30 protein-coding genes and 1 pseudogene are annotated in these 24,453 nt (G+C 33.3%); 29 read left to right on the top strand and 2 right to left on the bottom strand.

Translation table 11 applies throughout. The annotated features are described in order from the left end of the window. Window positions 1-27: 27 nt before the first annotated feature. The gene (locus tag ACFODW_RS16950) at window positions 28-519 is read right to left on the bottom strand and encodes a hypothetical protein (protein ID WP_390307991.1); all 492 of its coding nucleotides are present in this window, start codon (window positions 517-519) and stop codon (window positions 28-30) included. 366 nt (window positions 520-885) lie between these two features. Between ACFODW_RS16950 and ACFODW_RS16945 the strand changes: the two genes are divergently transcribed. The 16 genes from ACFODW_RS16945 (at window position 886) to ACFODW_RS16870 (ending at window position 15,330) form a co-directional block, all read left to right on the top strand. After that, window positions 886-1,383 (top strand): DUF4825 domain-containing protein, encoded by a 498-nt coding sequence (locus ACFODW_RS16945; RefSeq protein WP_390307990.1) that lies wholly within the window; start codon window positions 886-888, stop codon window positions 1,381-1,383. 512 nt (window positions 1,384-1,895) lie between these two features. Continuing rightward, window positions 1,896-2,477 carry a hypothetical protein gene (locus tag ACFODW_RS16940; RefSeq protein WP_390307989.1) on the top strand — a complete coding sequence of 194 codons (582 nt, stop codon included), beginning with the start codon at window positions 1,896-1,898 and terminating at the stop codon, window positions 2,475-2,477. A gap of 197 nt (window positions 2,478-2,674) precedes the next feature. Further along, window positions 2,675-2,932, top strand: coding sequence for a hypothetical protein (locus tag ACFODW_RS16935; RefSeq protein WP_390307988.1), 258 nt, complete (start codon window positions 2,675-2,677; stop codon window positions 2,930-2,932). Beyond that, window positions 2,917-3,528, top strand: coding sequence for a GNAT family N-acetyltransferase (locus tag ACFODW_RS16930; RefSeq protein ID WP_390307987.1), 612 nt, complete (start codon window positions 2,917-2,919; stop codon window positions 3,526-3,528). The genes ACFODW_RS16935 and ACFODW_RS16930 overlap by 16 nt, the downstream gene beginning before the upstream one ends. 145 nt (window positions 3,529-3,673) lie before the next feature. Further along, the gene (locus tag ACFODW_RS16925; protein WP_390307986.1) at window positions 3,674-4,084 is read left to right on the top strand and encodes a hypothetical protein; all 411 of its coding nucleotides are present in this window, start codon (window positions 3,674-3,676) and stop codon (window positions 4,082-4,084) included. Between the two features lie 142 nt (window positions 4,085-4,226). Then, window positions 4,227-4,421: a hypothetical protein gene (locus ACFODW_RS16920; protein ID WP_390307985.1), complete on the top strand. Its 195-nt coding sequence runs from the start codon at window positions 4,227-4,229 to the stop codon at window positions 4,419-4,421. Window positions 4,422-4,651: 230 nt separating this feature from the next. Beyond that, window positions 4,652-4,969 (top strand): PadR family transcriptional regulator, encoded by a 318-nt coding sequence (locus ACFODW_RS16915; RefSeq protein WP_390307984.1) that lies wholly within the window; start codon window positions 4,652-4,654, stop codon window positions 4,967-4,969. Then, the gene (locus tag ACFODW_RS16910; protein WP_390307983.1) at window positions 4,956-5,525 is read left to right on the top strand and encodes a DUF2812 domain-containing protein; all 570 of its coding nucleotides are present in this window, start codon (window positions 4,956-4,958) and stop codon (window positions 5,523-5,525) included. Before ACFODW_RS16915 ends, ACFODW_RS16910 begins: the two co-directional genes overlap by 14 nt. 248 nt (window positions 5,526-5,773) lie before the next feature. Beyond that, entirely contained in the window at window positions 5,774-5,956 is a 183-nt protein-coding gene (locus tag ACFODW_RS16905) for a hypothetical protein (protein ID WP_390307982.1), read from the top strand. Window positions 5,957-6,471: 515 nt separating this feature from the next. Continuing rightward, complete coding sequence (locus ACFODW_RS16900; protein WP_390307981.1) at window positions 6,472-6,642, top strand: hypothetical protein; 171 nt, start codon at window positions 6,472-6,474, stop codon at window positions 6,640-6,642. Window positions 6,643-6,751: 109 nt separating this feature from the next. Continuing rightward, window positions 6,752-8,488 carry a YcaO-like family protein gene (locus ACFODW_RS16895; RefSeq protein WP_390307980.1) on the top strand — a complete coding sequence of 579 codons (1,737 nt, stop codon included), beginning with the start codon at window positions 6,752-6,754 and terminating at the stop codon, window positions 8,486-8,488. Between the two features lie 22 nt (window positions 8,489-8,510). Continuing rightward, the gene (locus ACFODW_RS16890; protein ID WP_390307979.1) at window positions 8,511-11,132 is read left to right on the top strand and encodes a lantibiotic dehydratase; all 2,622 of its coding nucleotides are present in this window, start codon (window positions 8,511-8,513) and stop codon (window positions 11,130-11,132) included. Window positions 11,133-11,135: 3 nt separating this feature from the next. Continuing rightward, window positions 11,136-12,080 (top strand): lantibiotic dehydratase C-terminal domain-containing protein, encoded by a 945-nt coding sequence (locus ACFODW_RS16885; protein WP_390307978.1) that lies wholly within the window; start codon window positions 11,136-11,138, stop codon window positions 12,078-12,080. Then, complete coding sequence (locus ACFODW_RS16880) at window positions 12,070-13,143, top strand: lantibiotic dehydratase C-terminal domain-containing protein (protein WP_390307977.1); 1,074 nt, start codon at window positions 12,070-12,072, stop codon at window positions 13,141-13,143. The genes ACFODW_RS16885 and ACFODW_RS16880 overlap by 11 nt, the downstream gene beginning before the upstream one ends. Before the next feature lie 46 nt (window positions 13,144-13,189). Further along, window positions 13,190-13,891 carry an ABC transporter ATP-binding protein gene (locus ACFODW_RS16875; protein WP_390307976.1) on the top strand — a complete coding sequence of 234 codons (702 nt, stop codon included), beginning with the start codon at window positions 13,190-13,192 and terminating at the stop codon, window positions 13,889-13,891. Next, window positions 13,888-15,330 carry a hypothetical protein gene (locus ACFODW_RS16870; protein ID WP_390307975.1) on the top strand — a complete coding sequence of 481 codons (1,443 nt, stop codon included), beginning with the start codon at window positions 13,888-13,890 and terminating at the stop codon, window positions 15,328-15,330. Before ACFODW_RS16875 ends, ACFODW_RS16870 begins: the two co-directional genes overlap by 4 nt. A gap of 525 nt (window positions 15,331-15,855) precedes the next feature. On the opposite strand, the gene ACFODW_RS16865 is transcribed toward ACFODW_RS16870, so the two are convergent. Next, window positions 15,856-16,089 (bottom strand): hypothetical protein, encoded by a 234-nt coding sequence (locus ACFODW_RS16865; protein ID WP_390307974.1) that lies wholly within the window; start codon window positions 16,087-16,089, stop codon window positions 15,856-15,858. A 583-nt stretch (window positions 16,090-16,672) separates the two neighbouring features. On the opposite strand from ACFODW_RS16865, the gene ACFODW_RS16860 reads away from it, so the two are divergent. From ACFODW_RS16860 to ACFODW_RS16800, 13 genes and pseudogenes are all read left to right on the top strand, one after another. Continuing rightward, window positions 16,673-17,317: a methanogen output domain 1-containing protein gene (locus tag ACFODW_RS16860; protein WP_390307973.1), complete on the top strand. Its 645-nt coding sequence runs from the start codon at window positions 16,673-16,675 to the stop codon at window positions 17,315-17,317. Between the two features lie 200 nt (window positions 17,318-17,517). Then, on the top strand, window positions 17,518-17,787 hold the full coding sequence (locus ACFODW_RS16855) for a hypothetical protein (protein WP_390307972.1): 270 nt from the start codon (window positions 17,518-17,520) through the stop codon (window positions 17,785-17,787). A 163-nt stretch (window positions 17,788-17,950) separates the two neighbouring features. Next, the gene (locus tag ACFODW_RS16850) at window positions 17,951-18,097 is read left to right on the top strand and encodes a hypothetical protein (RefSeq protein WP_390307971.1); all 147 of its coding nucleotides are present in this window, start codon (window positions 17,951-17,953) and stop codon (window positions 18,095-18,097) included. A gap of 191 nt (window positions 18,098-18,288) precedes the next feature. Then, complete coding sequence (locus ACFODW_RS16845) at window positions 18,289-18,558, top strand: hypothetical protein (protein ID WP_390307970.1); 270 nt, start codon at window positions 18,289-18,291, stop codon at window positions 18,556-18,558. A gap of 173 nt (window positions 18,559-18,731) precedes the next feature. Next, window positions 18,732-19,130, top strand: coding sequence for a MarR family winged helix-turn-helix transcriptional regulator (locus ACFODW_RS16840; RefSeq protein ID WP_390307969.1), 399 nt, complete (start codon window positions 18,732-18,734; stop codon window positions 19,128-19,130). Continuing rightward, window positions 19,131-19,472, top strand: a complete 342-nt coding sequence (locus ACFODW_RS16835) for a DUF3147 family protein (protein WP_390307968.1) — start codon at window positions 19,131-19,133, stop codon at window positions 19,470-19,472. A gap of 286 nt (window positions 19,473-19,758) precedes the next feature. After that, window positions 19,759-20,292, top strand: coding sequence for a sigma-70 family RNA polymerase sigma factor (locus ACFODW_RS16830; RefSeq protein ID WP_390307967.1), 534 nt, complete (start codon window positions 19,759-19,761; stop codon window positions 20,290-20,292). Next, a complete protein-coding gene (locus ACFODW_RS16825; protein ID WP_390307966.1) occupies window positions 20,273-21,295 on the top strand; it encodes a DUF4179 domain-containing protein in 1,023 nt (340 codons plus the stop codon). The genes ACFODW_RS16830 and ACFODW_RS16825 overlap by 20 nt, the downstream gene beginning before the upstream one ends. Before the next feature lie 377 nt (window positions 21,296-21,672). Further along, the gene (locus ACFODW_RS16820) at window positions 21,673-21,852 is read left to right on the top strand and encodes a hypothetical protein (protein WP_390307965.1); all 180 of its coding nucleotides are present in this window, start codon (window positions 21,673-21,675) and stop codon (window positions 21,850-21,852) included. Between the two features lie 252 nt (window positions 21,853-22,104). Beyond that, window positions 22,105-22,287, top strand: coding sequence for a hypothetical protein (locus ACFODW_RS16815; protein ID WP_390307964.1), 183 nt, complete (start codon window positions 22,105-22,107; stop codon window positions 22,285-22,287). Between the two features lie 99 nt (window positions 22,288-22,386). Further along, window positions 22,387-22,674 carry a TIGR04104 family putative zinc finger protein gene (locus ACFODW_RS16810; protein WP_390307963.1) on the top strand — a complete coding sequence of 96 codons (288 nt, stop codon included), beginning with the start codon at window positions 22,387-22,389 and terminating at the stop codon, window positions 22,672-22,674. Between the two features lie 150 nt (window positions 22,675-22,824). Beyond that, the gene (locus ACFODW_RS16805) at window positions 22,825-23,025 is read left to right on the top strand and encodes a hypothetical protein (protein ID WP_390307962.1); all 201 of its coding nucleotides are present in this window, start codon (window positions 22,825-22,827) and stop codon (window positions 23,023-23,025) included. 871 nt (window positions 23,026-23,896) lie between these two features. Further along, window positions 23,897-24,093, top strand: a pseudogene (locus ACFODW_RS16800) (PspC domain-containing protein). Window positions 24,094-24,453: the final 360 nt, after the last annotated feature.

Raw genomic sequence — 24,453 nt, 5'->3', positions numbered from 1 at the left:
GTAACTGTGTAAAGAGAGAATAAATGTTTAGATTGTTTCCTTTGAATATATTTTCAACAATATCCATCTTATAATTGCTCCGGTACATAACCCAATTGGCAAGAATAATATGGGCAGCCACATCGGACCTATTTCGTATCCAAAAAGTGTAAATTTAGGTGAAAATATTAGACCTGTTGTAACAAAATAGGCTGAGAAAACAAGAGGCAAATAGGCAAAGGGTTTGTCCTTTCCCCCTCCTGCATCATTATATGCATCCCAAATAGAAAAGAAATATAAACACGGATAAAACATTAGCCACATATAATTAGTTTCAGCGATTGCTTCTTCAATCTTAAAATTCAAACTCAAAATAATAATCGTGTTAAAGTTTCCCATCACATTAATGAGAAATTCTAGGCCTATTAACAGTATTCCTTTTATATATTTTCCATTTAGCAATTGACCAAAGCCCGGCAAAGCAATGCTCCATAATAAAACTTCCAATTTTCTACTTTTTTTAGAATAGTCTATTCCCATAACTTCACCTAATTTGCTAAGCCTTTTCTATCAGTAGCTCTTTTACTTTTTCATCTTCTATAATGGACAGTATATATTTATTTACGATATCCATTTACATATTCCCCCATAATGTTCCTATTTCAGCAGATGGGAGTTTTAATTCTTCTTTATCCATGTAATCACCTCTTTCTAATGTTTCCCTAATTTTAGGGTTTTAATTAGATTACTGTTCGAGTTATTCTAAGGTGTTTTTAACAATCGGGTGCTTATTTTCAAGAAGGATTAAGCACCTTATTTATAAAATTAAAGAAGTAGAATACATTGAAAAGGGTTTTAATATTCTATGTTAAGATAATTTAAGACAGAAGAAAGGGTGACTGAAAGGTGAAAAAAATAACAAAATATATTTTCTTTTCATTGTTAATTTTGATGTTCATAAATGGTTGTAGTTCAGATAACAATGAAAAAAATACAACAAATGAAAATATCTTTCAATACGAGGGTACTTTAATAGGCGATAACAGTGCAGTAATTAACATTATTGGGCAATTACAACATAGTGAGGAATTTAATGAAGTCTCACTTCAAACAGAAACAGAGCCATATGGAATGACTTTAACGTACAATGAAATTGATGAGACAATGATAGAAGAGGAATATGAAGAAACGGCAATTCACAATGCTACCTTCCTGTTCGCTTTAATTGATAATGCACAGTGGATTACCTTCGTTTTTGAAAATGATGAATATAAAATAACAAAGGAAGAATTACAAAAGTGGTATGGTAAAGAGTTAAGTGAATTTAACAATGAAGAAGAATTAAAAAGTCTTGTGCAAGAACAATTGGAAGATGGAAATAAGGTAAATCAGTTATTAAACTAACGGGTGCGATTGTTCAATAAGAACAGTCGCTTTTTGGTGTTAATGGGCAGGTTGTCAGAATATAGGAGTGACAATATGAAAATAAAGGAAAAAATCTTTGAGATGCTGTTTAACGAAAATAAGTATAGAGGTATTAAATTTTTGTTTCTCATTATAATTTGGATGGTAGCAATTATTATAGGTATTATCCTTCCTGAATTTAAACAGGTTTATATCGTTTTCTTTGTACCTTTATTAACAGTTTTTTTATTAAGGATATAACCAAAATAATGTGGTACAACAAGAAAAATAATATTAAGACACGTGTAATAGATAAGATAGCACCCTTTTTATATGTTTTAGTAATAATCGCTTGTTTCTGTTTTGTCTGACGGTATTAAAGTATCGGGTGCATTAGGGAATTGTGGGCTGTTATTTTTACAACTCGTTTTCATTCCGGAAATTAGATCTCAACAAAAGTGGAGTTTAGCAGAAAAGTGAAATATGAAGTTACAGACTAAGGGGGAAGGAAAATGCTAACAGATTTTAAAAATAGTCTTTCGTCTTTAAATGAAATTATTTACTTTGATGATAATCAGTTTCTTCGAGAGAAGACCAGAGATGCAGTTAGATTACAACAGCATATTGATGTAGCAATTGAGTTATTAAAAAGCACGTTAAATGAGGAAGAAGAGTACTTTGTTCGGGGGACACTTGGTAATTTGTATAGGATAAATGGGGAACCGCAAAAGGCTATTAACAATCTAAACTTTTGTCTTAATTATGCTAAAGAAGGCCAACTAACATCAAAAGAGGTAGTCTCCCTAATACGTCTAGGGGAAGCATTAAAATATAATAACAATCATAATGAGGCATTAAACAAATTCAACCGGGCTTTGGAAAGGTGCCAGTCTAATAATTTGGATAACTATATAGACTTCGTACAGCAGCATAAAGGGAAGTGTCTTATGGAATTGTCAAGGTTAGATGAGGCTGAAGAATGCTTCTTAGATGCTCTTAGGATAAGGAAACAAAAAGGAAATCCGGAGCTAATTAGTTCAACACAAAAAGCAATTGATTTATTAAGTTCCTCTTTGGAGAGTGATGTGAAATAATTGGATTTACTCTTATGCTAACGGGGGCGATTTCGTAATAAGGAGCAATCGCATCATTAATATAGGAGCAGTTTAGTAAAAGAGCCCAGATTAATCTTTGTTCAGCAATTGGGATATATTGTTTATGATAAAGGTGAAATAAAATCACTTATAGAGATAGTTATTTATCTAATTTTAGGGAGGGATAAATAATATATATGAAATTTAAAGTTTATAACAATGCTCATGATTTTGAGAGAAAAGTAGAGCCGATTTTATCGGAAAAGGAAGATGTATTTAGTCTTTTTTGGGGTGTACTGCCAGCAATTAAAGCTGGTAATTATGAGGATGCTTTTATGGCCACAATTGAGGAGGATGGAAGAGTATTAGCTCTTTTCCAAATGACACCCCCGCATCCGTTAAATCTTATTTTTGTCGATGAAATCCGTTTAGAAGAATTATGGATTTATTTATAAAAAGAATGGTCGAACTTGAAATTAACTTTCGTTCAATCATCAGTTTGAAACCGTGGGCATACAAAGTCGCGAAGAAATGGGAAATAGAAACTGGTAGAAGTCATCAACTACTTATGGATCAGGGATTGTATCGATTAAATAAGGTAAATGAAACGCTTGAACATAGTCCTGGTACTTGGCGCTATGCAGAAGAAAGTGATTCTTCACTTGTCGAAAAGTGGTACAATTTATTTGAAAGTGATACTGGAATGCCGATCTCACCAATCGAACAAGTGAAAGAACGTGTTGCAATGTTTCTAAAGGAACAAGAGGTTTTTCTATGGGAGGATAAAGGAAAGACTGTATCAATGATGAAGAAGTCACGTCCGACAAAGAACGGTGTAACCGTTAATTTGGTTTTTACACCAAAGGAAGAGCGTAAAAAGGGATATGCTCGGACGCTTGTTACGGCCGTTTCAAGTGAACTACTCAAAGACTTCGACTTTTGCGTACTATACACAGATATGATGAATCCGACATCAAATAAGATTTATAGGGAGATTGGCTATGAAAGAATTGCGGATTCTGTTCATCTTGGTTTTGATAAAAACGAATGATTTTGTTTCAATAACTATTCATATTTAAAGTGGAATCTTCAACAAACGGGTGCGATAGTCCAAGAAGGATTATCGCACCCGTTTGTTGAAGGTAAGTATTAACAGGGCAGAAGAGTTGAAGAAAAATATTTTTGGGGGAAGAAAGATGATTAAGAAAATATTTGGCTTTAAGGAAAGAAAATCATTAGAAAATATTACTTTGAACAACATCCAAGACAAGATGTATGAAATAGGTTTCAATAAGGAATTTGCTGAAGAAATAATGATTATTTTAGAAAAGAGATTTAACAAGTATGGTGAAAAAGAATTCCAAGAATGGTTTAACGGATTACATTATAGAGTACCAGAAGAATTAAAAGATGAATTACTTGCTACTAAGATATATGAAAAACACTCGCTCTTAATTGAGGAACAAGTGAAAGAGTTAGAAAAAGAAACAAAATTGTCCTGGGAAATACAAACTGAAGATTTAAAGAATATAAATGAAAAAGCAAAAAAAGTTCAGTTAGTAATAAGAGATAGGCTCTCAGGTATTGCTTTAGACTTGTTAACCTAAAGTGTGGATTGTTCAATAAGAACAGTCGCTTCTTGTGTTAACGAATGGCTGTATTGTTAAACAAAAGTTCCATATAGGGAAACTTTTTATGATTTATTACGTAGTTATTATATAGTTCTTTATAAAAAGATGGGGTGATTGAATGTCACTTACAGAATTTATACCTTTAATAATTATCTTAATTATTATCTTGGTAATTGTTGCTGTGATAGCTGGTATAGTAGTAATCATTAAGAAAAGTTCATTTAAGAATGGAGAAAAAGAGGAAACGAATATGGATTTAAGGAGAAGGGTTGAAACTTTGGAAAGAGAAATAGAGGATATTAAAAATAAATAAAAAGGCTTTTGTTCCACAAAAATAGCAGTTTAATTGAACAATATTACACAAAAAGTCGATTTCTTAACGTCATGGAAATCGACTTTTTTAGATTACATTTTTGCCTAATTATAAAGGTCTACTTTAAGTTCCGTCCAATTTTTTAAAAAATGCTGTTGACTATTCAGTTCAACTGTATTACGTTAATATAAAGTCTAACTATATAGTTAAACAGAATAGAAGGTGAAAGTATGAAACATAAATTATTGCCATTGTCTGAAACCATGCATTATATTTTATTAGCTTTACGTGAGCCACTACACGGCTATGCCGTAATGCAGAAGATAGAAAAAATGAGTAATGGTACCGTTATTTTAGCGGCTGGTACGTTATACGGTGCGATTGAGAACTTGAATAAACATGGTTGGATCGAACCTGTCGGAAATTCAGGCCGGAGAAAAATTTATATGATAACTACAGAAGGAAGCGCCATTTTGAGAATGGAACAAGAAAGGCTCATGCATATTTTATCCTTGTATGAAGGAAGTGAATCAAATGAAGAGGTTTAAAGTATTTTTTAATATTGAAAAAGAGGAGCAATGGCTTAACGAGCAATTACAAAAAGGCTATCGCTGTACTAAAGTTAGTGGATTAGGAATATACACTTTCGAAAAAACTGACAAGAGATATGTTATGCGACTTGATTATCAAGATTATCTATCCAGGCAAAAATTCAAGGAGTACAAAGGGATATATCAAGATTTCGGCTGGAACTATATAAAGGGCGCCTGGCTTAGCGGAATACGGTATTGGCAAAAAGAGGATGATAATCAAAATGAAATCTTCTCGGATCGCCAATCTAAGGGTAATTATTATAAAAGGTTAATGGGTTATTCATTTTGGTTAGGTATGCTGTGTTTGTTTTTTTCTTATTCGATATACAAGGATTCGGGATTATATTTAACTGAAGGGCTTTGGAGTATGAAAGGATCATTGTTTTGGAAAGCACTTTTATTTGAAACCCCATTTGTTCTTTTGAGGTCCCTTCCCGTACTTATGGCTGTTTTCTTTGGCAGCAGTTTCTATAGGGCTTATCGAAAGTATTCCATGTTAAAAGAAAGCTAGGAAGTTAATTATGAACTTTTTAATCAAAGAAGTAATTGTGGATAGTGTATCTATCACCATCGGGCGCCTATCAGAATAAGATAGGTGTCTTAATTTTTGTGAAAATTATTGAATTGGATTATTTTTCTTGAAATAATTGGTATTAAGCAATAGGGAGCAGGATTGGTTAATAGTAAAACTTTAATTCTAATTCGTACATAAGGTACATTTAACGGAATGATACATACAGGTCAAAGGGGGGATTAAATATGTCTAAAGATGGTATTGTCATTGTAGCCATAATTTCTGCTGTGATATGGATTGCGGTTTCCCGAAAGGCTGTAAAACCTTCAAAAGAAATAAATTGGAGAAAAATGATAACCTTACTGTCTGCGGGATCTTTATCGGCATTAGTTATAACTATTTCGCTTTTTCAAAGGCTGCCGTTTTAATTCAGTTAACGGGTGCTTTAACACAATAAGGATATTTTCTATATGGCGGCCTATCTGTTCGAACGAGGCAGTTATCTTGAATAAGAAACAATTTAACAAGGGAGGAATGATAGTGAATTATAAACCATTAAATAGGGTCTGGTTACCATCTACATTGATCGGAATTTTCTTATGTATAATAGTACCAGCAGTTCAAATACCTACGTCTCTGCTTTTAATTCTTTTACCAATTGGGATTGTATTATCTCTAATAGGGATTGCAGGATCGATTCTTGTAATACAAACAATTCCTTAGCATATGGCGTGTTCCGGTATGCTTTTTTTAATGAAATTTTTTGGAACGCATGTTTGTTCTCCTGTTTGCGTAACAAATAGTTAATATCGCAATATAAACATTTTTACAAAAAGTTTACAAAAATGATGCAAAATTATTGGAAAAATATGCTAGTATATATTGTGTCGAATAGGAATATTCGATGGAGCCTTTGGTCCTAAAAAATAATGAGGTGATAATTGTGGAATTAAAATTAGATTTTGACGTATTGGAAAACCTTGAGGATGAATTGAATATTGAAGAAGTGGAAGCTCTAGATTTAGAGGGAAGTACTGGTGCTGCAGAGGGAGCATCTTCTGTGGGTTCTGGAATGCCTATTTTTCCTTATTTTTGGTTCACTTGCTCTGCTTAAGATCCGGAATTTATAATTTCACACCATAGAACTACATAATTCTAGTATATAAAGGGGATCAAAGGCTCCCTTACATGTTTTAAAGAACAATTGGAAGGTATGAATTCAAGTGAACGATATCTATTGTTTTGTAAACGACCTTAACTTAAGGGCCCAGTTAAAAAGACAGACTAACTTTAATATTATAAGCAGTTTAAAGGAAATTAAGGAGAAAAAGGCTAATTTAGTAATTTTTTTAGAAGCCATTGAAGATTGGAATGCAATGAAGTTAGTAATAAAGAAAAATTACCTTAACAACTTAATTCTTATTCAATCTCGTAACGATGGTTTAATGGTCTCTACCTTTTCTCCGGATAAGATAGGGTGCCCCCGATGTGTAAATATTTATAGTGAGAACTCTTTTTTAACTGGTTCTAATAGTATACATGTTCGCAACCTAAAGGTTGTGGAAGAAATGGTGCATAAGTTGCTATACATGAACATGAATGGATATTTTCAATATGTGTTAAATATCCCTGAAAGTATGAAGGTGGTACTGCGAAAAGTCCTTCCTTCGATTGCTTGTCCAAATTGCTCCAAATTATATGAGCGGCGATTTCCCATGGATACTCTTCTTCCTCCGAAAAAACAGAATAGGATGAGGAAGTATAATGATCAAATGATTAGTAAAATAGTTTCAGGTATTCCGATGGGAAAGTACAGCCTTTTTAGTACTCCAGAAGTTTATAAAATGAAGGGGGTATACCTTTCTAGAGTAGAAATAAAAAGTGCCAAAAACACTTATGGAATAGGTAGGAGCTTTTCTAAGGAACAAGCAATTAATATCTCACTCCTAGAAGGGCTGGAAAGGCTCTCTTTAAATGGCGATATTGGGAAAATAGACCATATAATGCAGGCATATGAAAATCTACCAAATGCCATTCATCCATATCAGTTAATTAAAACACCTTTTATATTTAGCCCAAGCTCTTATTACAGTTGGGTAACCGCGTTAAAGTTATCGTCCAATGACCAGGTGATGATTCCTCAACAATTAGTGTTAATAAATAAAGAGGATACTCTGAATTATAGAGGCGAGAGGAGATTCTATTCAGCAACCTCCCATGGTACAGCAATAGGGGGAAGTAAAATGGAAGCTGCTTTTTATGCAATCATAGAATACTTTGAGAGAGAAAATGGATTGGAAGCCTGGTATTCAAGAAAAAACTTAAAAAAATGGCCTTTAAAGTTTTTCGAGAAAAACGAGCAGACGAGAAATCTTATTAACTTCTTTAAACAAAATAGCTGTGAGTTACATGTTATTTCTACTAATAAAATGAAAACCATTTCTACTGTGTGGATCCATCTTTCTTGGAATGCTGGGCAACTAAACGTTTGCGGAGCGGGAATTACACCGGACAGTGCTGTACAAAGTGCTTTATTGGAGTTATTTACAGGATTTCTAAATTTCAAAACTATAACTAGAGAACAAGAACACAGAATTCAATATTTAAATAGAACTTTTCAATTCCAGAGCATGGAAGATCATGTTCTCTATTACCTCCAAAGCAAAGAAAGAAGTCAGTTCTCATTTATTGAAGACATTCCTTATGAAGAGGAAGCTACTTATCTAAAGTTAGAAAGAAGGTCTGAAGAGATACAAAGAAAAGGATTAAGTGGCTTATTCGACATCATCAAAGACGAGGTGAGGGGATTAAATAGGGAAATATATTTAGTAGACTTAACACCTCCGATAGTAAAAGTGATCGATCTTAATTTATCAGTGATAAAGGTATTTATGACTAAGTCTCATCATTTTAACTTTGGTATTTATGATGACACGAGGCAACCACACCCATTTTTGTAAGTAGTAGAAAGGTTGAGATTTTATGATAAAACTGCACCCCAATATTATCACTAGAATATCACCCATACCAATAAGTGAATTAGATAAATTAAAAATGAATACAACTTTGAAATTAATGGAGACTCTAAAAGAAGAAAGTTTTGAATTTGATTGTCTTACCAATGAGATTTGTGATGAACTGTATGCTTTAATTCAAAATGTTACAGACGTAAAAAAGCGGAAATCACTTTTAAATTTAAAGAGGAATATTTATAACAACAGAAATGTTTCTCTAGAATTTGAAAGCGTTTCTACTGGAATAACCACTAAGATAAAAGTATGGCAGGACAAAAAAAATGAAATAAGTATTTTAGAAGACAAAATAAATACAAAGCTTGAGGAGGAATTGAGGGAAAAAAGAGTAGTCTTGCAAGAATTGGCCAATATAAACTGTTTACGAAGAACCACACCTCTTTCAAGTTCCAGCTTACATAGGAAATGGGATAAATACTTAACAACACCGACTATCCAACAAAATAAAAAGACAAGGAAAATAGAAAGATCGGTATTACTTTACTTAACTAGAATGATTGCGAAAACTAGTCCTTTTAGTTCCCTTACATTAATCGGCCATGCAAAGATATCACCCTATGCTTCTGATTGGTATCTACGTGAACTATCTTGGAAGTCAGATATATATATTAATAATATGGTTTCCATCTATTTATGGGAATTAATAACAAAAAGTTCTTTGGCTGCATTTTTACCTTTGGAAGTGACTCCCCATTTGAAAATAGTTGATGAAAATACAAGGAGAATGCAATTTGTGAAGGTCGAGCGTAGCAGAGTCAATTCTAAATTTTGGTCCCAGGCTGAACAACGTGTTGAGCTTCCTTTTAATGAACAAATATATTCTTTATATAAATATATGAAGCTTAATAAGGACATTTGTATGAGGGACCTGGTAGAGAGCATGCCTAATGGGGCAAATAAGGAGCAGACGAAAAAATTCGTTGAAAAGTTAGTTAATATTAAATTTGTGGATTACCAAGTGCCCTTCAAGGAACAAGACAGTGACTATCTTGAAAAAATTCATCATTTATTAAGCAATATTAATATTAAGTATAAAGGGTCAAATTATTTTCACGATCAACTATGTCATGAAATTCAAAATTTACGTTTTCTACTCATTAGACTATCGAACGACAACCTGGAAATCCTGTTAGAAAAGGTACAACACCATTTGAATAGAATTACTAAACTGTTCGATGACGGTTCTAAGAAATCTGAAACAATAAGCCCCCTCATATATGAGGATTGTTTTATTGAACAAGATTTAACTGTTCCGAAAAAGAACTTAGATGTTTTTTTAGAAGACATTCAAACGTTGGAACCGTTGTATGTACTGTTTGATCCTCAAATACCCTTTAAGATTTTTATCAAAAAGAAGTTTGAAGAAATCTATTCAGAAGGTGAGTCTGTAAACGTTCTAGACTTTCAGCGAAAAATTCAAGAATTAATAACCTCAGCTAATGATGACATCCTATCTTATATAACAGAAGATCTTTCGAATAACCTTCTTTATAAGGAATGGCTTGGACTTCGAAAAGAATTTTTTGACAAAATTTATTCATATACCAATACGGAGCAAGAGGAAGTTTCGATACACAAGAGTTTCTTATTGGAGTTATCAAAAAAGATCCCGAAGAAGATGACATCCATGCAGCCAGAATCCTGGTCATATTTTATGCAACCTTTAGACCATGGGGGATTTGTAATAAATAAAATTTCCGACGGGAACGGTAAGTTTATGAGTCGATTTATGCAAGGGATAGCAGACCATGTTGGGGTTGATATTGCAGAAACTACAAGGAAGTTTGTTGGGCCAAATAAAAACAATCTAGCCGCAGAGCTAAATGGAGTATTTGGATTCAATGCGAATATTCACCCCGATGTCACCGAATATGAAATTGAGTATCCAGGGGTAAGAAGCAAAAAGAATAGTAAATACGTGATTAAGGCAGAAGATATCATTGTTAAAAATGACTCGGAAGATAAGGGGTTAGGGTTATATTCCAAGGTGCTTAATAAAAAGATTGATTTATATTACTTACAATTTCTTAATTTAAAACTGGTCCCACCGCTCTTCCGTTTTCTATTATACTTCTCTCAATCATGTAATCCAAATATATCTGTGAATGAGGCGTTTTTCCATAAGCATACTTCTACGGGTGAAGTAGTTGTCCAATTACCAAGAATTAAAATTGGAGAAACTATCATACAGCGTAGACAATGGTCAATCAGCAAGAAACAATTTCTGGAGGAGAATTCTCAGGAAAGTGGGCACATGGAGAAGTTTACGCAGTTACACAGGTGGCTTGAAAAACATTCTATACCTAAACAATTTTATTTGAGGTCAAATGTTACCCTACAATTCGCTAATCAAAACAGCATCACTCATTATCAAGATGCAATGAGAAAACCTCAATACATAGATGCGGACAGTTTCCATTTATGTCAAATTCTTTTTAATCAAATTAATGTCATGGAAGAAGGGTTTATTATTGAGGAAGCGCTACCCAATGATCGCCAAATTCCACTGAAGATTAACGAGCGGCGCCATATGGTTGAATTACTAGTAGAAACTTATAAAGCAGAGGTGTAATTTATGAAGTGGAACAGTTTCCATATTTTTTACCATGACCAGAATCGATGGGACCACTTTCTTATCTATTTGTATAAACGTCTGATTGATATTTATGGTAAAAACACTCTGCCCTCGTTTTTTTTCATAAGATATTGGGAAGGAGGACCTCATCTTAGATTTAGGGTGAGAAACATGGGTGAAATAAATAAAGACAAATTTGTTAGGAGTATTGCCGATTTTTTTCTCGAGTTTCCTAGTGAGATAGAAGTTAACAAAAGCGAGTTTTATAATCAGTACCAAATGTTACTGGATAATCATGAAGATAGGGAGTGGTACCCTAACCATTCTATCCAAGAGTTAGCATACATACCAGAGACACGAAGATACAATGGAGAAACAATGTTGCAATTAAGTGAATCACAATTTGAGTTTTCGTCTCGCTACGTTATTAAATTCTTAGAAGTAAACAATCCAGATTTGAAAAGGAAATATAACCATGGTCTTTACATTCTATCTTATATGGTGAGAAGTATGAAACTTTCAAGGCAGCTGCAGATAGATTTTCTCAGATCTTATTGCATTGCAACCCTTCAAACCTATGTGCCAGAAGAAATAGAAAAATACTTACAATCATATCGATTAAAGCTAGAAAATAATGATTTAGGTAAGGCTATAAGCAAATACTGGTCTAATAATTCCAACATTCTTTATAAGCAGTACACAAATTTTACAGAACAAATTATAGAAAGTGTTAAACAAAATAATTTTGTATTTAACGATATAAAATTGAAATCAATAGAAGAGTTAGATGTGTATTCCCACGCTATCATCCAACTGTATTGGTCATGGATTCACATGTTTTTAAATCGGTTAGGTGTATCTCCTTTGATGGAAGCGGAGCTCACATTTCTACTAAGCAATTCGTTAAATACCCATCCCATAAAGGAGCAAAAATATGAAATATAAAACCCTAAATATATATATCCACGATTCCAAGCAGCATAATCAGTTTATTGTTCAACAAATTCAGCCTCTTCAAGAGGAGTTATCTCGTAACAAAAAGTTAAAAAATTTTGTTTTGCGCCATTGGAGAAAGGGGCCACATATTCAGTGGCATATTCAAATAGATAAAGAATTTACGATGGACCATCTTCTCTGGATAAAAGGAAAACTTCAGGAGAATATTGGCCAATACTCGTCAGTGAATCAGCTTACCCAGGCAGAATTAAAAAAGCAGTACTTAATGTTAAAAGACTTTGAGATGGAAGTAGAGGATTTATTTCCTATTGAACAGGATGCTACTATAAAATTAGAGGATTCTTCCCTTAGAACCGATATTTGGGGGGAAACGGGGGTTGAATCAATTAAGGAGTATTATGTCAAAAGCAATAAACTTATAATGGAGATGCTGAATGAACCTGTGTCAGCTAAATATAAAAATACTATATGTATGATGATTGCTGCCATCCATGCAATTGGAAAACCAAATGAGACTCAATTAAGCTTTCGATCGCATGCAGAAGCTTTTTTAAACCGCTTTGATAAAGAAGATGAAATAAGAAGCCATTTTGAAAAAATTTATAACAAAAATAAAGGAAATATAGAAGTATTAGTTAATGAATTGATAGAGAAAGAAAAGTACTTTAATGAATGGCTAAATATATATAAAGATACGATAAAAGATAATGAACCATTAATTGAAAGCAGACAACTATTATTACCAGAAGCGGAAACTTATATGAAAATTGTACAAGAAAACCAATGGAATCCGGGTTATGAAGGGAGAATTAGTGAATTTCATGGTCACTTAAATTCCCTCCCTAAATATGGTAAAATAAAACAAACGATGAATTTCCAAATTAAACGCCTTATTCTTAACTTTCTTTATCTTACTATCGCCCAAATAGGGATTAAACCGGTAGATAAGTTCTCTATGTGTTATTCCATATCAAGGTTTTATGAAGAGAAGCTTAATAAAAATTGGAAACAACAATTAGATGATAATCATCAGACTGCTAGTATTAAATAATAAAGGGGGCTCTCCGCCCTTTTTTCTGTTAGTGAGGAGGCTGACTGTGAAAAACAATACTTTATTAGAGGTGGGAAACGTTGAAGTAAGCCTAAATAATGAGAAAATAATCCGTAACCTGCATTTCACCTTAGATCAGGGAGAAATCTGCGCCTTAGTCGGCCATAATGGAGCAGGAAAAACAGTTACGATGAAAACAATCATGGGGATACAAGAAAAGAGTCAGGGAGATATTAAACTGAATTCTGTTAGTATTGATGCAGATTATCTCCAATATAAGTCGCAATACTCTTACATACCTGAAGAACCTATATTATTTACGGAATTAACTGTCCTTCAACATTTTCAATTGTATGGGACAAGTTATAAAGTTCCAGAAAATGTATTTGAGGAAAGAGTTAATTATTATGTGAATGGGTTTGAACTAAATGGGAAATTACACGAATTTCCTGATGGCTTATCAAAGGGGATGCGGCAAAAAGTTAATATAATAAGCAACCTAATTACTGATGCCCCACTTCTGATCATCGACGAACCTTTCATCGGTCTGGATGAGAACTCAGCCTATTTTTTAGAAAAAGAAATTAAGAGAAAGTCTCAGCAAGGTATCACCATTTTAATAACGTCCCACGTAATAGAGCGTGTGAAAAAGTTTTGTGATTCTTATATTATGTTAAAAAATGGAGAGATCATAAATAAAGGGCAGATTGACAACCTTTCTCAAATAGAAAGAAGGTTCACAACGTGAAAAGTCAGGAATTTAATGCATATAAGTTTATTAATAAACAACGCAGAAAGAAAATAAGAAACCAATATAAACTGGCTTTTTCCATTCTCTTTGACAAGGTAACGTTAGTGTATCTGATTCCACTCTTTTTTGTAGGTATCCTTCTCTTCAAGGAATCGATTCAAGGAGAAGCTGGTTACATTTATAGCCTCAATCAATATAATTATTCTGTAACCATTTTTCTCACTTCAATCATTTTTCTTTTCTATTCATTTAAAAGTTTATTCGACCCTAGATACAAAGTGACTAGTTCAGATTTTAATTTAAGCTTGCTTACATACGATATAGAAAAAATCATAAAAATAATCATTCTTCACGAGCAGGCAAAGAGGTTGATCGTCTTTACTATTGTTATAGTTGCTCTCTACGGGCTGGGGATATTTTCTCTCAAGACTGGTTTGCTGTTTGTAGTTTCATTCGGTGTCACTGACTTCTTCTCGGGTTTAATACAGTGGGGAGCATATCAAAAAAATACGAAGGCGATAATCGCTCGAATCTTATTTAGTACAGTCGCCATAGGTATATGGTTAATTGCTTTTACCACCTTCCTGATAGATTTCTCATTTATAGTTTTCCCGTTTTATCTTATCTTGTGTGGAACATTCTCGATCTTCCTATTTAAAAGGACACTAACTGAGAATGTAAATTGGAAGCAAGTCCTTCTATTGGGGGATGAGAAAACGTGGAATTTATTGATAGTTAAACTGATAACGGGAACAGGCTTTAATAACTTAGAGAATAAAGGTCGTCTACCCGGCCTAACCAAAAATATGAAAGTAGATAATCCACCCTATGATTTAACTTCTGTAATAGCATTATATTGGAAGCGCTATTTACTTTTAAATAAAGCTTTATCCTTTAATGTTATAGTGAATTGCCTGGCGATTCTGCTCTTTTTAAGCCTGAGTGTCAATCTACCATCAGGAATGAATTTAGCTATCCCGACTTTAGTTGGTATGTATTTACTGTACGGTATATTTAAAAGTAAATTGGAAACTATGCATTTCCAAGTGCTGCCGGTATCAATTAACAGCCACATAGATGCCTTCTACCGTATAACATATTGGTTCATTTTAGCATTACTTTTGGCACATTCCGTAGTTCTTGTAATAAATTCTTCATTTTCTTTAGGATTGATTCCAGTGATCATTCTAGGTGAATGGTTAGTAGTTTCTTATACTTTCAAAACATTGTTGAATCTGGGAATATCGTACTTTTTAAGGATTAAGCATTATTATAGGGCTTTTCACTTACTCATAATACTGTTATTCCTTACTTTGCTGACGTTTATGGAGTTATTTCCGCTGATATCAGCTTTAATCGTAGGAATATTTTTAACAAAATCAATAGTGAAAAGGAGAAACTTTGGAGAGCTATCTTTCCAGTTAGTAAAGAAGTAACTTCCCATTCCCTGAATTAACCTTTTTCTTATATAGGGGAGAATCCAATGTTTTGGATCACTGGCTCAATGCTTTCCTTTGGAACATTGATGGTTGCGATTCAGTCAAGTAAAAAAATAACCACCCATAAAAGCTGGCAAGCGTTTGAGTAGTTATTTTTCCCACTCTGTGAGCCGCCCCCTTGAAGGGGTGTTGTACATAGCCGCTAGTGTGGCCGCACTAGCGGTCTCTTTTTATTTTACGCACTAATTATATTTTTATTATACCCGATATTGTTGGGAATGAAACCCTCATGGATGGTTAGTATCAATTCATAAACATAAAGAAGGTTAAAATTTTATCAGAAAGGACTGTATTATTCTGAAATTCACCCCAAGAAAAATGGATTTTTATGGTAGAATAACTGGAGAATGTAAATTAATACACTTAAAGTAACGGGGCAGTTTGATTTAAGATGAGTATGAGAAATTTTATGTGGCATTGGACAAAAAACGAGTAACAAAAAACCTCTTAAGAGTAAGAGGTTTAAACAATCGTATTTTCATTTATTAAAAGTTGTAGGGCTTCCGCTGATTCTTCAATATTATCAAATAATATGACCGTATTATTTTTAAGATTGGTTATCTCTATAGTCCTTGTATGTTTTAAGTATCGTACTGTCATTACTGGTTGTTCATTAGAGTTAAATGTATGTGTAATCTCAACATTGTTGTACTGACAAAGAGTTTCAAGCATTTTTATTAGACTTTCTTTTGACATTTTAGTTGTTCCTCCTTAATAGATGGAAGATGACTAAGGAAAGTCAAAAGGTTCCCAACAATTGTTTTGTTAATATATTAAGTATAACATATATATGGTATATTGCATAGTATTTTCTGAATAGTTAGAATGATGTGTGTAATAAAAGCGAAGGTTCTTATTAAACTACGGGTGCGATTGTTAAATAAGAACAGTCGCTTCTTGTGTTAATGGGCAGGTTAGTACAACAAGGATTTTTGTAGAGAAATGTTTTATAAATGCAGGGGGTAGTACCAATATGTTAAGGAAAAGTATCAGATTCCCCTTAATTGTTTTTGTAGTATCAATTATTTTGCAGTTAATTGTTGATAAAGAAGTTAAGTGGGTTGATAATATAGGGGTATGTCTTACAATGTTCTTGCTTATTCTATTTTATAATTGGTAAAAGTACCATAAAATGGGGGGAAGACCATAATGACAAATAAAGGGTTTTTCAAGGGATTTGTTACTAGAACATAATAAGATAGCTATTAACGAATCATTGTTCATAGTGGTGTTCCTGAAAATCAATTCATCTATGTCAAAAATTCCTGGAGGTAACAGAATGACTAAGGAGTCCCAACTAACTGGTGCCGTCTTTTTATCCAAATTAATTACACAATACGCCCAGTTACATTCAAAAACAATTGGAAAGGCTGCCAATGAATATATACGTCAAATTGGCATAAGGACGGGAGAATGGATAGAAAGTTTCTATGACGAAAGCAAAGAATTAAACTGGACACCTGATAAGTACGCTGAGGTAATTGTAGATCTGAAAAACTCAATCGGGGGTCATTTTACTATTTCGGAAGTACATCCTGACCATGTCGTAGTACAAGCAACAGGTTGTCCTTTTGGAGAAATTGTACAAGATGCTCCGCACCTTTGTAATATGACATCAAGCGTTTTTGGGGGGATTGCAGCAAGAAGGTTTGGCTATGGGAAGGTCAGTTTGCGGAAAAGAATAGCTTTAGGCCATTCTGGTTGTGAGGTAGCGATTTATTTTGAACCTAACGAAAATGAATCTGGGGACGAGTATAAGGACGTACCTATAACACCTAAGAATGGAAATCCCTTTGAATGGGAAGAGGAAACCATTAAAGCGTTACATACAGAACTGGAAAAAAGTGATCAAATGATTGTTTCTTTGCTCGATGAAATTGAAGATTTAAAAAAACAAGTTAAGAAGACTGAGGAACAGAAATAAAAATTATTATTAAAGATGCTGAATTAAATGCTAATAAAGAGTAGGTGTATATATTATTTCATCTTGAGCTAAAGAGTGCGTTAGGGAAATTGTGGGCTGTTATTTTTACAACTCGTTTTCATTCCGGAAATTAGATCTCAACAAGAGTGGAGTTTAGCAGAAAAGTGAAGTATGAAGTTACAGATTAAGGGGGGAGGAGAATGCTAATAGATTTTAAAAATAGTCTTTCGTCTTTAAATGAAATTATTTACTTTGATGATAATCAGTTTCTTCGAGAGAAGACTAGAGATGCAGTTAGATTACAACAGCATATTGATGTAGCAATTGGGGTATTAAAAAGCATGTTAAATGAGGAAGAAGAGTACTTTGTTCGGGGGACACTTGGTAATTTGTACAGGATAAATGGGGAACCGCAAAAGGCTATTAACAATCTAAACTTTTGTCTTAATTATGCTAAGAAGGCCGACTAACATCAAAAGAGGTAGTGTCCCTAATACGTCTAGGGGAGCATTAAAATATAATAACAACCATAATGAGGCACTAAACAAATTCAACCAGGCTTTGGAAAGATGCCAGTCTAATAATTTGGATAACTATATAGACTTCGTATAGCAGCATAAAGGGAAGTGTCTTATGGAATTGTCAAGGTTAGATGAGGCTGACGAATGCTTCTTAGATGCTCTTAGGGTAAGGAAGCAAAAAGGAAATCCGGAGCTAATTAATTCAACACAAAAAGCAATTGATTTATTAAGTTCCTATTCGGAGAGTGATATAAAATAAATGGATTTACTCTTATGCGAACGGGTGCTTTACTGTAAGAACAAGGAGTTGTCGATACGGCAGCTCCTATTGCGTTAAAGGGCAGAAGAGTTTAGGGAAAAATTCACTTGAAACTAACTTTAAATTAAAATCGTAATTTATAAACATAGGTATTTTTTTAGCAAGTTATTTATGAAAGGATGTTAGCCCGAATGAAAAAAATTCAATTGATGATTGCAGTTCCATCATCAATTCTGTTGTTTCTATCTTTATTTTTAGGTTACAATACTGGATTATATATATCAATGGGCGGAATCTTCGTATCACTTATTATCAGGCAAATTCGTATACAAAAATATGCTTATATGTTAGGTCATCCTGACAGACACCTTGGTCGGTTTAGTAATGATAATTCTATTGATCCTTTAGAGCAAGCAGAAACTTATGAAATCGACTTTGAAAAAGGCAGTAACAAAAAATAAATTATTAAACTATATGGTGCAAGAGTTGAACAAGGAGTTCTCGATGTTCCAGCCCCTATTGTGTTAAAGGGACAGTTTAGTTTAAGAACTACTTAATGTATTGGTAAACTTTTATTGTATTTATATCGTATTCTACGATATAATCGTTTGTGACGATGTAGAGGAGTGATTATATGATTGATGAAATAAATAGATACTTTTCTGATATTTACTTTGAACTTCATCCAGTACACCAAGAAGCCATTTCCCACCAAAGTGTCCGTATTTTACAACTGGTACATAAAAAGCAGTTTGTAATGGTTCGAGATATTGCAGAGCGTCTATCTATATCACATAATACTGCGTCGGAACACGTTAAAAAGCTAGTGACTAATGGATGGCTATATAAAGAAAGATATGAAAAAGATCAACGTAAGGTTTATTTGCATCTAACGGAACCTGGTGTACAGGTATTAAAGAAAAATACAGAATTAGATGAAGAGAAATTAAAAGCTGCACTTGATAAGTTATCAGCTGAAGAAAGGATAGAAGTTGTTAAAGCCTTTCAGTTACTAAGTGGGGTATCAAAATAAATGTATTTGTTTATAAAAATCGTAAGTTCAGCAGCAATTATTGGCATAGTTACCGAATTAGCTAGGAGATTTCCAGCTTATGGAGGGATTATAGCCGCTTTACCTTTAATTAGTATCCTAAGTATAATTTGGCTATCTGTACAAGGAGAATCAGCAAAAACAATTAATGAATTTACAGGTGGAGTGATAGTGGGTCTTCCAGCAACAATTATAATGCTCCTGATAATTTATATGGCATTTAAACATTCTATTCATTTATCATTAGCGATTTTATTTGGAGTTATCGGCTGGGGGTTCTTTTTAATCATTCAAAAATATATAACCGAAATATTCTTCTCCTAGAAAAGATAAAATAACTTATTCAAACGGAACATTGTATTTCAACAAACGGTTGTTAATTGCGGAACAAGGCAGGGGCTTCTGTTGTTATCAGAGCAGGTTAGTTGTGCTAAACCATTTTTATAGGAGGACAAATATCTAATTTGATAATAGTCGAGGAGGCAATAAAATATACGCTCTAAAGAGATTTAGTTAGCGAGTATATTTTATTGCCTCCTATTTTTATATTAAATAAAAACTTGAAACTTTTTAGCTATAATTATTCTCTAATGGTAAAAGGAGGGTAAGCATGGGGCAGTTAAAATTAATAAAGAAAGCTAAAGCAGGAGACAAAAAAGCATTTGAAAAACTTCTTTCGTTATATAGTGATCGGCTATACCGTACTGCGTTTCTTTACACTGGTAATCGGGAAGATGCACTGGATATTGTACAAGAAACAGCCTACAAGGCATTCTTAGCCATTAAACAGTTGAAGGAGAACAAATATTTTTTAACATGGCTAACCAGAATCCTCATCTATACAGCTTATGATTTGAAGAAAAAGCAAAAGAAAGATATTCCATATGAGTATATCAGTGATCTACCTTCAAACAAAAATGAAAGAACCGATGAACATATTGATTTAGTTAGGGCGATAAATGAATTACAAGATAATCAACGTGATGCAATTATCTTATTTTACTATCATGATCTACCAATTAAAGAAGTCGCCAAAATTATGGGCATCCCTAAAAATACAGTAAAGACTTATCTTCAAAGAGGAAAAAAGCAATTAAAGAATACTCTGAAAGGAGTGGGTTACAGTGAAGGAAAAGTTATTTAAAGAAAATTATGAAGAGATTGAAGTGCCAAAAGATGACGTTTATAAAGCGATTAGGAACGGTATCCAAAAAGCAAACGATTGTAATCTGAAACAAGGGAAAATAGTAAGCCGAACAAGGAAGTTTATTATTTCTTCTGCAGCCGCTGTTACTTTACTGTCTTCCAGCTTTATTGTTCCCTCAGCATCCCATGTAATGGCTGACGTTCCATTAGTAGGAAAGTTATATTCCAATTTCAATGATTTAGTGGGGAGAGAATTAGCTTCTCAACAACTAATTACTCAATTAAATGAAAAAGCTAGTAGTGAAGGCATAAATGTGATGATTACGAGTTCTTATTACGATGGTGCGGTGTTAGGTGTTACTTTTGATGTGACGGGTGATGTGAAAGAGGATCAAAATGGCCAATTGAGTGGGTTATATGAAATATTTAATGGAGACGAAACAATTTCAGAAAGCCATGAAATCGTCTATATGCAGCAAACTGATAATGGGTATACGGGACAAATACAGTTACATTATCCGGAAGATCAGTTGCCTGCTGACACGACATTTCCTTTAGAGTTTTTTAAAATCGGTGAAAAAGAAGGAGTATGGAAATTCGATGTCCCTATTAAACAACTACCACATGAAGTATTAAATGTTGACAAAGAAAGCGATAATCAAGATGGTAATATACGCGTTCATTTCGATTCTATTATAGCGGGCAGAGCCTCGACTGCAATTAATTATACAGCAACCTTTCCAGCTACAGGTAAGAACAATCAAGTTCGATTAGAAGCTTATGATGATCAAGGAAATAGAGTTAATATTTCGATGGACGGAATCGACTTAGAAAAAACTCAAGTGAATAATCAAGTGATTGTAAAAGGCAGAAGTATAATTCCCCATGAACTAAAAGGAGAAACCAGTTATATTAAAATTCATCCGAAAGTGGCTTTGACCGGTAAAGATCCAAATAATCCCTTAGAATTAAAGTCGATAAAAATCAACTTGAATAAATAAATAATGATTATTCCCTAAATTAAAATTAAAGTATAGGGTTATTAAACAAACAGGTGTAGTACTTCATCCAACAACGGGGACTGTCATAGTGATTGTTCCTGTTCCTTTATTGGTGCAGGATAATCTAAAGAAAGAACAGTATGATTAGGAAGAGGATAAAAATTGTAGCTTGGGAGGTTCTTTAATGAGAAGTAAAGTTGTAATCATTTTCATTATTGGATTAGCTGGGTTGGGTATATATTTTATCGCTAACCCAATGGGTGTTTTTGAGTTGATGATAAAATAATAGTTTTGGTTAAAGTATCATACTACGACTTTGTGAAGAGATATATACTTTAAGTTTATTTCCAGAAGAATTTTAAAAGGAGAGAGAAATTATGGGATGGTTATTGATTTCAGCCATAGTATTTATGGTCGGTTCATATTTCGTAGCTATTGCTGTATGGGAATTTAAAGAAGGTAAAGACAGGAAAAAATATATAGCTTATATGTTAATTGGATTATTTTTGATATTCGTCCTTCCACACATAATGCAATTACAAAAGTTTATAAGTTAGTATGCTCTTATAATAGGAGAATAACCTACTTGTTCCATTAAAGGGTGCAAGAGTTAAGCAAGGCGATCATCTAAAAGAATGTTTTTTTAAGGGTTGTTTATTGAATACTCTGTTATTATGAAGATGGACTTATTTAACTATAGGAGCAGGACTGTTTAATAGTGGAACTTTAATTTTTCTAATTCCTACATAAGGTACATTTAACGGAATAATACGTGTTAAAACAAAATATAAAACAAGGGGGTATTGAATATGTCTAAAGATGTTATTGCCATAGTAGCCATAGTTTCTTTTATGATATGGATTGCGGTTTCCCGAGAGGCTGTAAAACCTTCAAAAGAGATAAATTGGCGAAAAATGATAACCTTACTGTCTGCAGGATCTTTATCGGCAGTAGTTATAACTATTTCGCTTTTTCAAAGCCTGCCGTTTTAGTTCCGTTAATGGGTGCGATAGTTAAACAAGGAGTTGTCGATGTGACAACTCCTATTGAGTTAAAAGGCAGGATACTTTAAAAAGAAGGGAGTTGTTTAAATGCCGATTTGTAATCATTGCGGTAAAGAATGGACTTGGCAACAAACGATTAAAACACTATTCAGGTTGAAATGTCCACATTGCGATAATAAACAATATGAGTCAGCTTCCTCCAAGAAAAAAACGTCTATAATCGGTCTACTCCCACTAATCGCATTGCCTATTAACGTCTTTTTAAATAATCCGTGGTGGATGGTTGTCATTATTATGAGTCCACTGATAGCAGTTGTATTAAGCGTCTATCCATTTATGATTAAGCTTTCAAATGAACAAGAACCCCTTTGGTGAGCCAAAATTTAGCTTTTCGCTATTAAAGTAATGGGTACTTTAATACAACAATGAAATCGTCAATATGGCGGTCTTTTTACTTAAGAGAGCCAAATACTTCAATAAGGGTAATGATTATTTTATTAAGCAATTATACGAGGAGGCTACATAGTGAAGAGAACAGAAAAGAAGAGAAATGAAGGAATTACATTAGTAAGTGTAATTGCAGGTGGATTAGCAGGGTGGGTAATTAATGTTGGATTGAGTATTTTGACTGATACTGAAATGACTCACCTTTATGGAATATCAATATTTTTAGGTGTTATTGTCGGTTTATTATGGGATATAGCAGATAAGTTAAACAAAGATTAAGTATAATATTATAAGAGGTTATAATGTTGAACATTAGTTTCTCTGTAATTGTGAAGAATTGTATTTAAACTAATGGGTGGCTTTAACACAATAAGGAGAGTGTCTATATGGCAGCCTATCTTTCGAACGAGGCAGTTCTCTTGAATAAGAAACAATTTAACAAGGGAGGGATGATAGTGAATTCTAAGCCATTAAATAGGGTCTGGTTACCATCTACATTGATCGGAATTTTCTTATGTATAATAGTACCAGCACTTCAAATACCTACGTTTCTGCTTTTAATTCTTTTACTAATCGGCATTGTATTATCTCTTATAGGGATTGCAACATCGATTCTTGTAATCCAAGGCAATTCTGATAATTAATCATTAAACTTTGTCAACTTTCTAGTGCTTATCAGAAATAAGAGTAGCGCCCTATCTTGTTGAAAAGGGTCATCTCCGAAAGAAAGGGGGAGGTATGGTTGCCTAAAGTTAAAATTAGCCCATTGATACTTGTAGGGTTATTTATGAGTTCAATAGCGATGGTTTTGTATGCTTATAGGAGCTATTCTAACCAAGAAATAAGTCACGGAATTATATTTACATTGTTATTTATTTTTCTCTTGGGATTAGTAGTTTGGGGCATTATTAGAAACAAAAGGCTTAACCATAAACAGTAAGTAATCTGGTTTTTCTTGTTAAATAAACGGGGCAATGGTTTAAAAGGTGATCATCGAAGCTCGCCTTTTTTTGGAAAAACATAAGAGTATTGTTGGAATATTATGTTAGTATTGCATTAGAGATATTAAGCTAACATGGTATGTCAGTTGAAGAAATGTGGTGAACTAATTTTCAGGAGTAAAAACTTCTAATTTGGTTGGGGTTTCCAGATGAAAAGACTATATAAGTCCACACAAGATAAACAAATATCAGTGTATTAGGTGGTTTATGCGATAAGTATAGAATTGAGGTTAGTATCCTTCGAATAGTAACTGCCTTGTCAATCTTTTTTACTGGTGCAATAACACTGTTAATTTATATTATAGCTGCAATTGTTCTACCTACAGATAAAGAAATTAAGAGATAAGTGTATGAATAGAAAGCCAGCCCAACGAACGGAGACAAAAGTTGAACAATGAGGGGGCGATGTAACAGCTCCTATTTTAATGACGAACAGAATAACGCATAATAATTAACATTGCTTGAAAATATCCTCTTTTATTGAGGGAGGGGAATTTTCCATGAACATTTCAAAGCATAGATTGATTTTTAATATAATATTTATACATATTTTTTTGGTTTTGTTTATAACTACCTATTTGTAACTGCTAGACTAAACTTAACAGTTTTCGCTTGATAGAATTGAACACTTTCTCACCACTAATCCCTTCGATCCATGTAAAATTAACAAGAATGTTAATGACTGGCATGGAGGGAGTAAGGAGTA

This window comes from Virgibacillus sediminis (genome assembly GCF_042643265.1).
GTDB lineage: Bacteria > Bacillota > Bacilli > Bacillales > Amphibacillaceae > Virgibacillus_O > Virgibacillus_O sediminis.
Note: the sequence above shows the minus strand (reverse complement) of the source record. Positions and strands in the feature narration are given on the sequence as shown.

Bases quoted from the DNA above. Each gene is read 5' to 3' on its own strand.
- ACFODW_RS16950 (WP_390307991.1), bottom strand. From the start codon at position 519: ATGGGAATAGACTATTCTAAAAAAAGTAGAAAATTGGAAGTTTTATTA.
- ACFODW_RS16940 (WP_390307989.1), top strand. From the start codon at position 1,896: ATGCTAACAGATTTTAAAAATAGTCTTTCGTCTTTAAATGAAATTATT.
- ACFODW_RS16935 (WP_390307988.1), top strand. From the start codon at position 2,675: ATGAAATTTAAAGTTTATAACAATGCTCATGATTTTGAGAGAAAAGTA.
- ACFODW_RS16930 (WP_390307987.1), top strand. From the start codon at position 2,917: ATGGATTTATTTATAAAAAGAATGGTCGAACTTGAAATTAACTTTCGT.
- ACFODW_RS16925 (WP_390307986.1), top strand. From the start codon at position 3,674: ATGATTAAGAAAATATTTGGCTTTAAGGAAAGAAAATCATTAGAAAAT.
- ACFODW_RS16920 (WP_390307985.1), top strand. From the start codon at position 4,227: ATGTCACTTACAGAATTTATACCTTTAATAATTATCTTAATTATTATC.
- ACFODW_RS16915 (WP_390307984.1), top strand. From the start codon at position 4,652: ATGAAACATAAATTATTGCCATTGTCTGAAACCATGCATTATATTTTA.
- ACFODW_RS16910 (WP_390307983.1), top strand. From the start codon at position 4,956: ATGAAGAGGTTTAAAGTATTTTTTAATATTGAAAAAGAGGAGCAATGG.
- ACFODW_RS16905 (WP_390307982.1), top strand. From the start codon at position 5,774: ATGTCTAAAGATGGTATTGTCATTGTAGCCATAATTTCTGCTGTGATA.
- ACFODW_RS16890 (WP_390307979.1), top strand. From the start codon at position 8,511: ATGATAAAACTGCACCCCAATATTATCACTAGAATATCACCCATACCA.
- ACFODW_RS16885 (WP_390307978.1), top strand. From the start codon at position 11,136: ATGAAGTGGAACAGTTTCCATATTTTTTACCATGACCAGAATCGATGG.
- ACFODW_RS16880 (WP_390307977.1), top strand. From the start codon at position 12,070: ATGAAATATAAAACCCTAAATATATATATCCACGATTCCAAGCAGCAT.
- ACFODW_RS16865 (WP_390307974.1), bottom strand. From the start codon at position 16,089: ATGTCAAAAGAAAGTCTAATAAAAATGCTTGAAACTCTTTGTCAGTAC.
- ACFODW_RS16860 (WP_390307973.1), top strand. From the start codon at position 16,673: ATGACTAAGGAGTCCCAACTAACTGGTGCCGTCTTTTTATCCAAATTA.
- ACFODW_RS16855 (WP_390307972.1), top strand. From the start codon at position 17,518: ATGCTAATAGATTTTAAAAATAGTCTTTCGTCTTTAAATGAAATTATT.
- ACFODW_RS16850 (WP_390307971.1), top strand. From the start codon at position 17,951: ATGGAATTGTCAAGGTTAGATGAGGCTGACGAATGCTTCTTAGATGCT.
- ACFODW_RS16845 (WP_390307970.1), top strand. From the start codon at position 18,289: ATGAAAAAAATTCAATTGATGATTGCAGTTCCATCATCAATTCTGTTG.
- ACFODW_RS16840 (WP_390307969.1), top strand. From the start codon at position 18,732: ATGATTGATGAAATAAATAGATACTTTTCTGATATTTACTTTGAACTT.
- ACFODW_RS16835 (WP_390307968.1), top strand. From the start codon at position 19,131: ATGTATTTGTTTATAAAAATCGTAAGTTCAGCAGCAATTATTGGCATA.
- ACFODW_RS16830 (WP_390307967.1), top strand. From the start codon at position 19,759: ATGGGGCAGTTAAAATTAATAAAGAAAGCTAAAGCAGGAGACAAAAAA.
- ACFODW_RS16820 (WP_390307965.1), top strand. From the start codon at position 21,673: ATGGGATGGTTATTGATTTCAGCCATAGTATTTATGGTCGGTTCATAT.
- ACFODW_RS16815 (WP_390307964.1), top strand. From the start codon at position 22,105: ATGTCTAAAGATGTTATTGCCATAGTAGCCATAGTTTCTTTTATGATA.
- ACFODW_RS16810 (WP_390307963.1), top strand. From the start codon at position 22,387: ATGCCGATTTGTAATCATTGCGGTAAAGAATGGACTTGGCAACAAACG.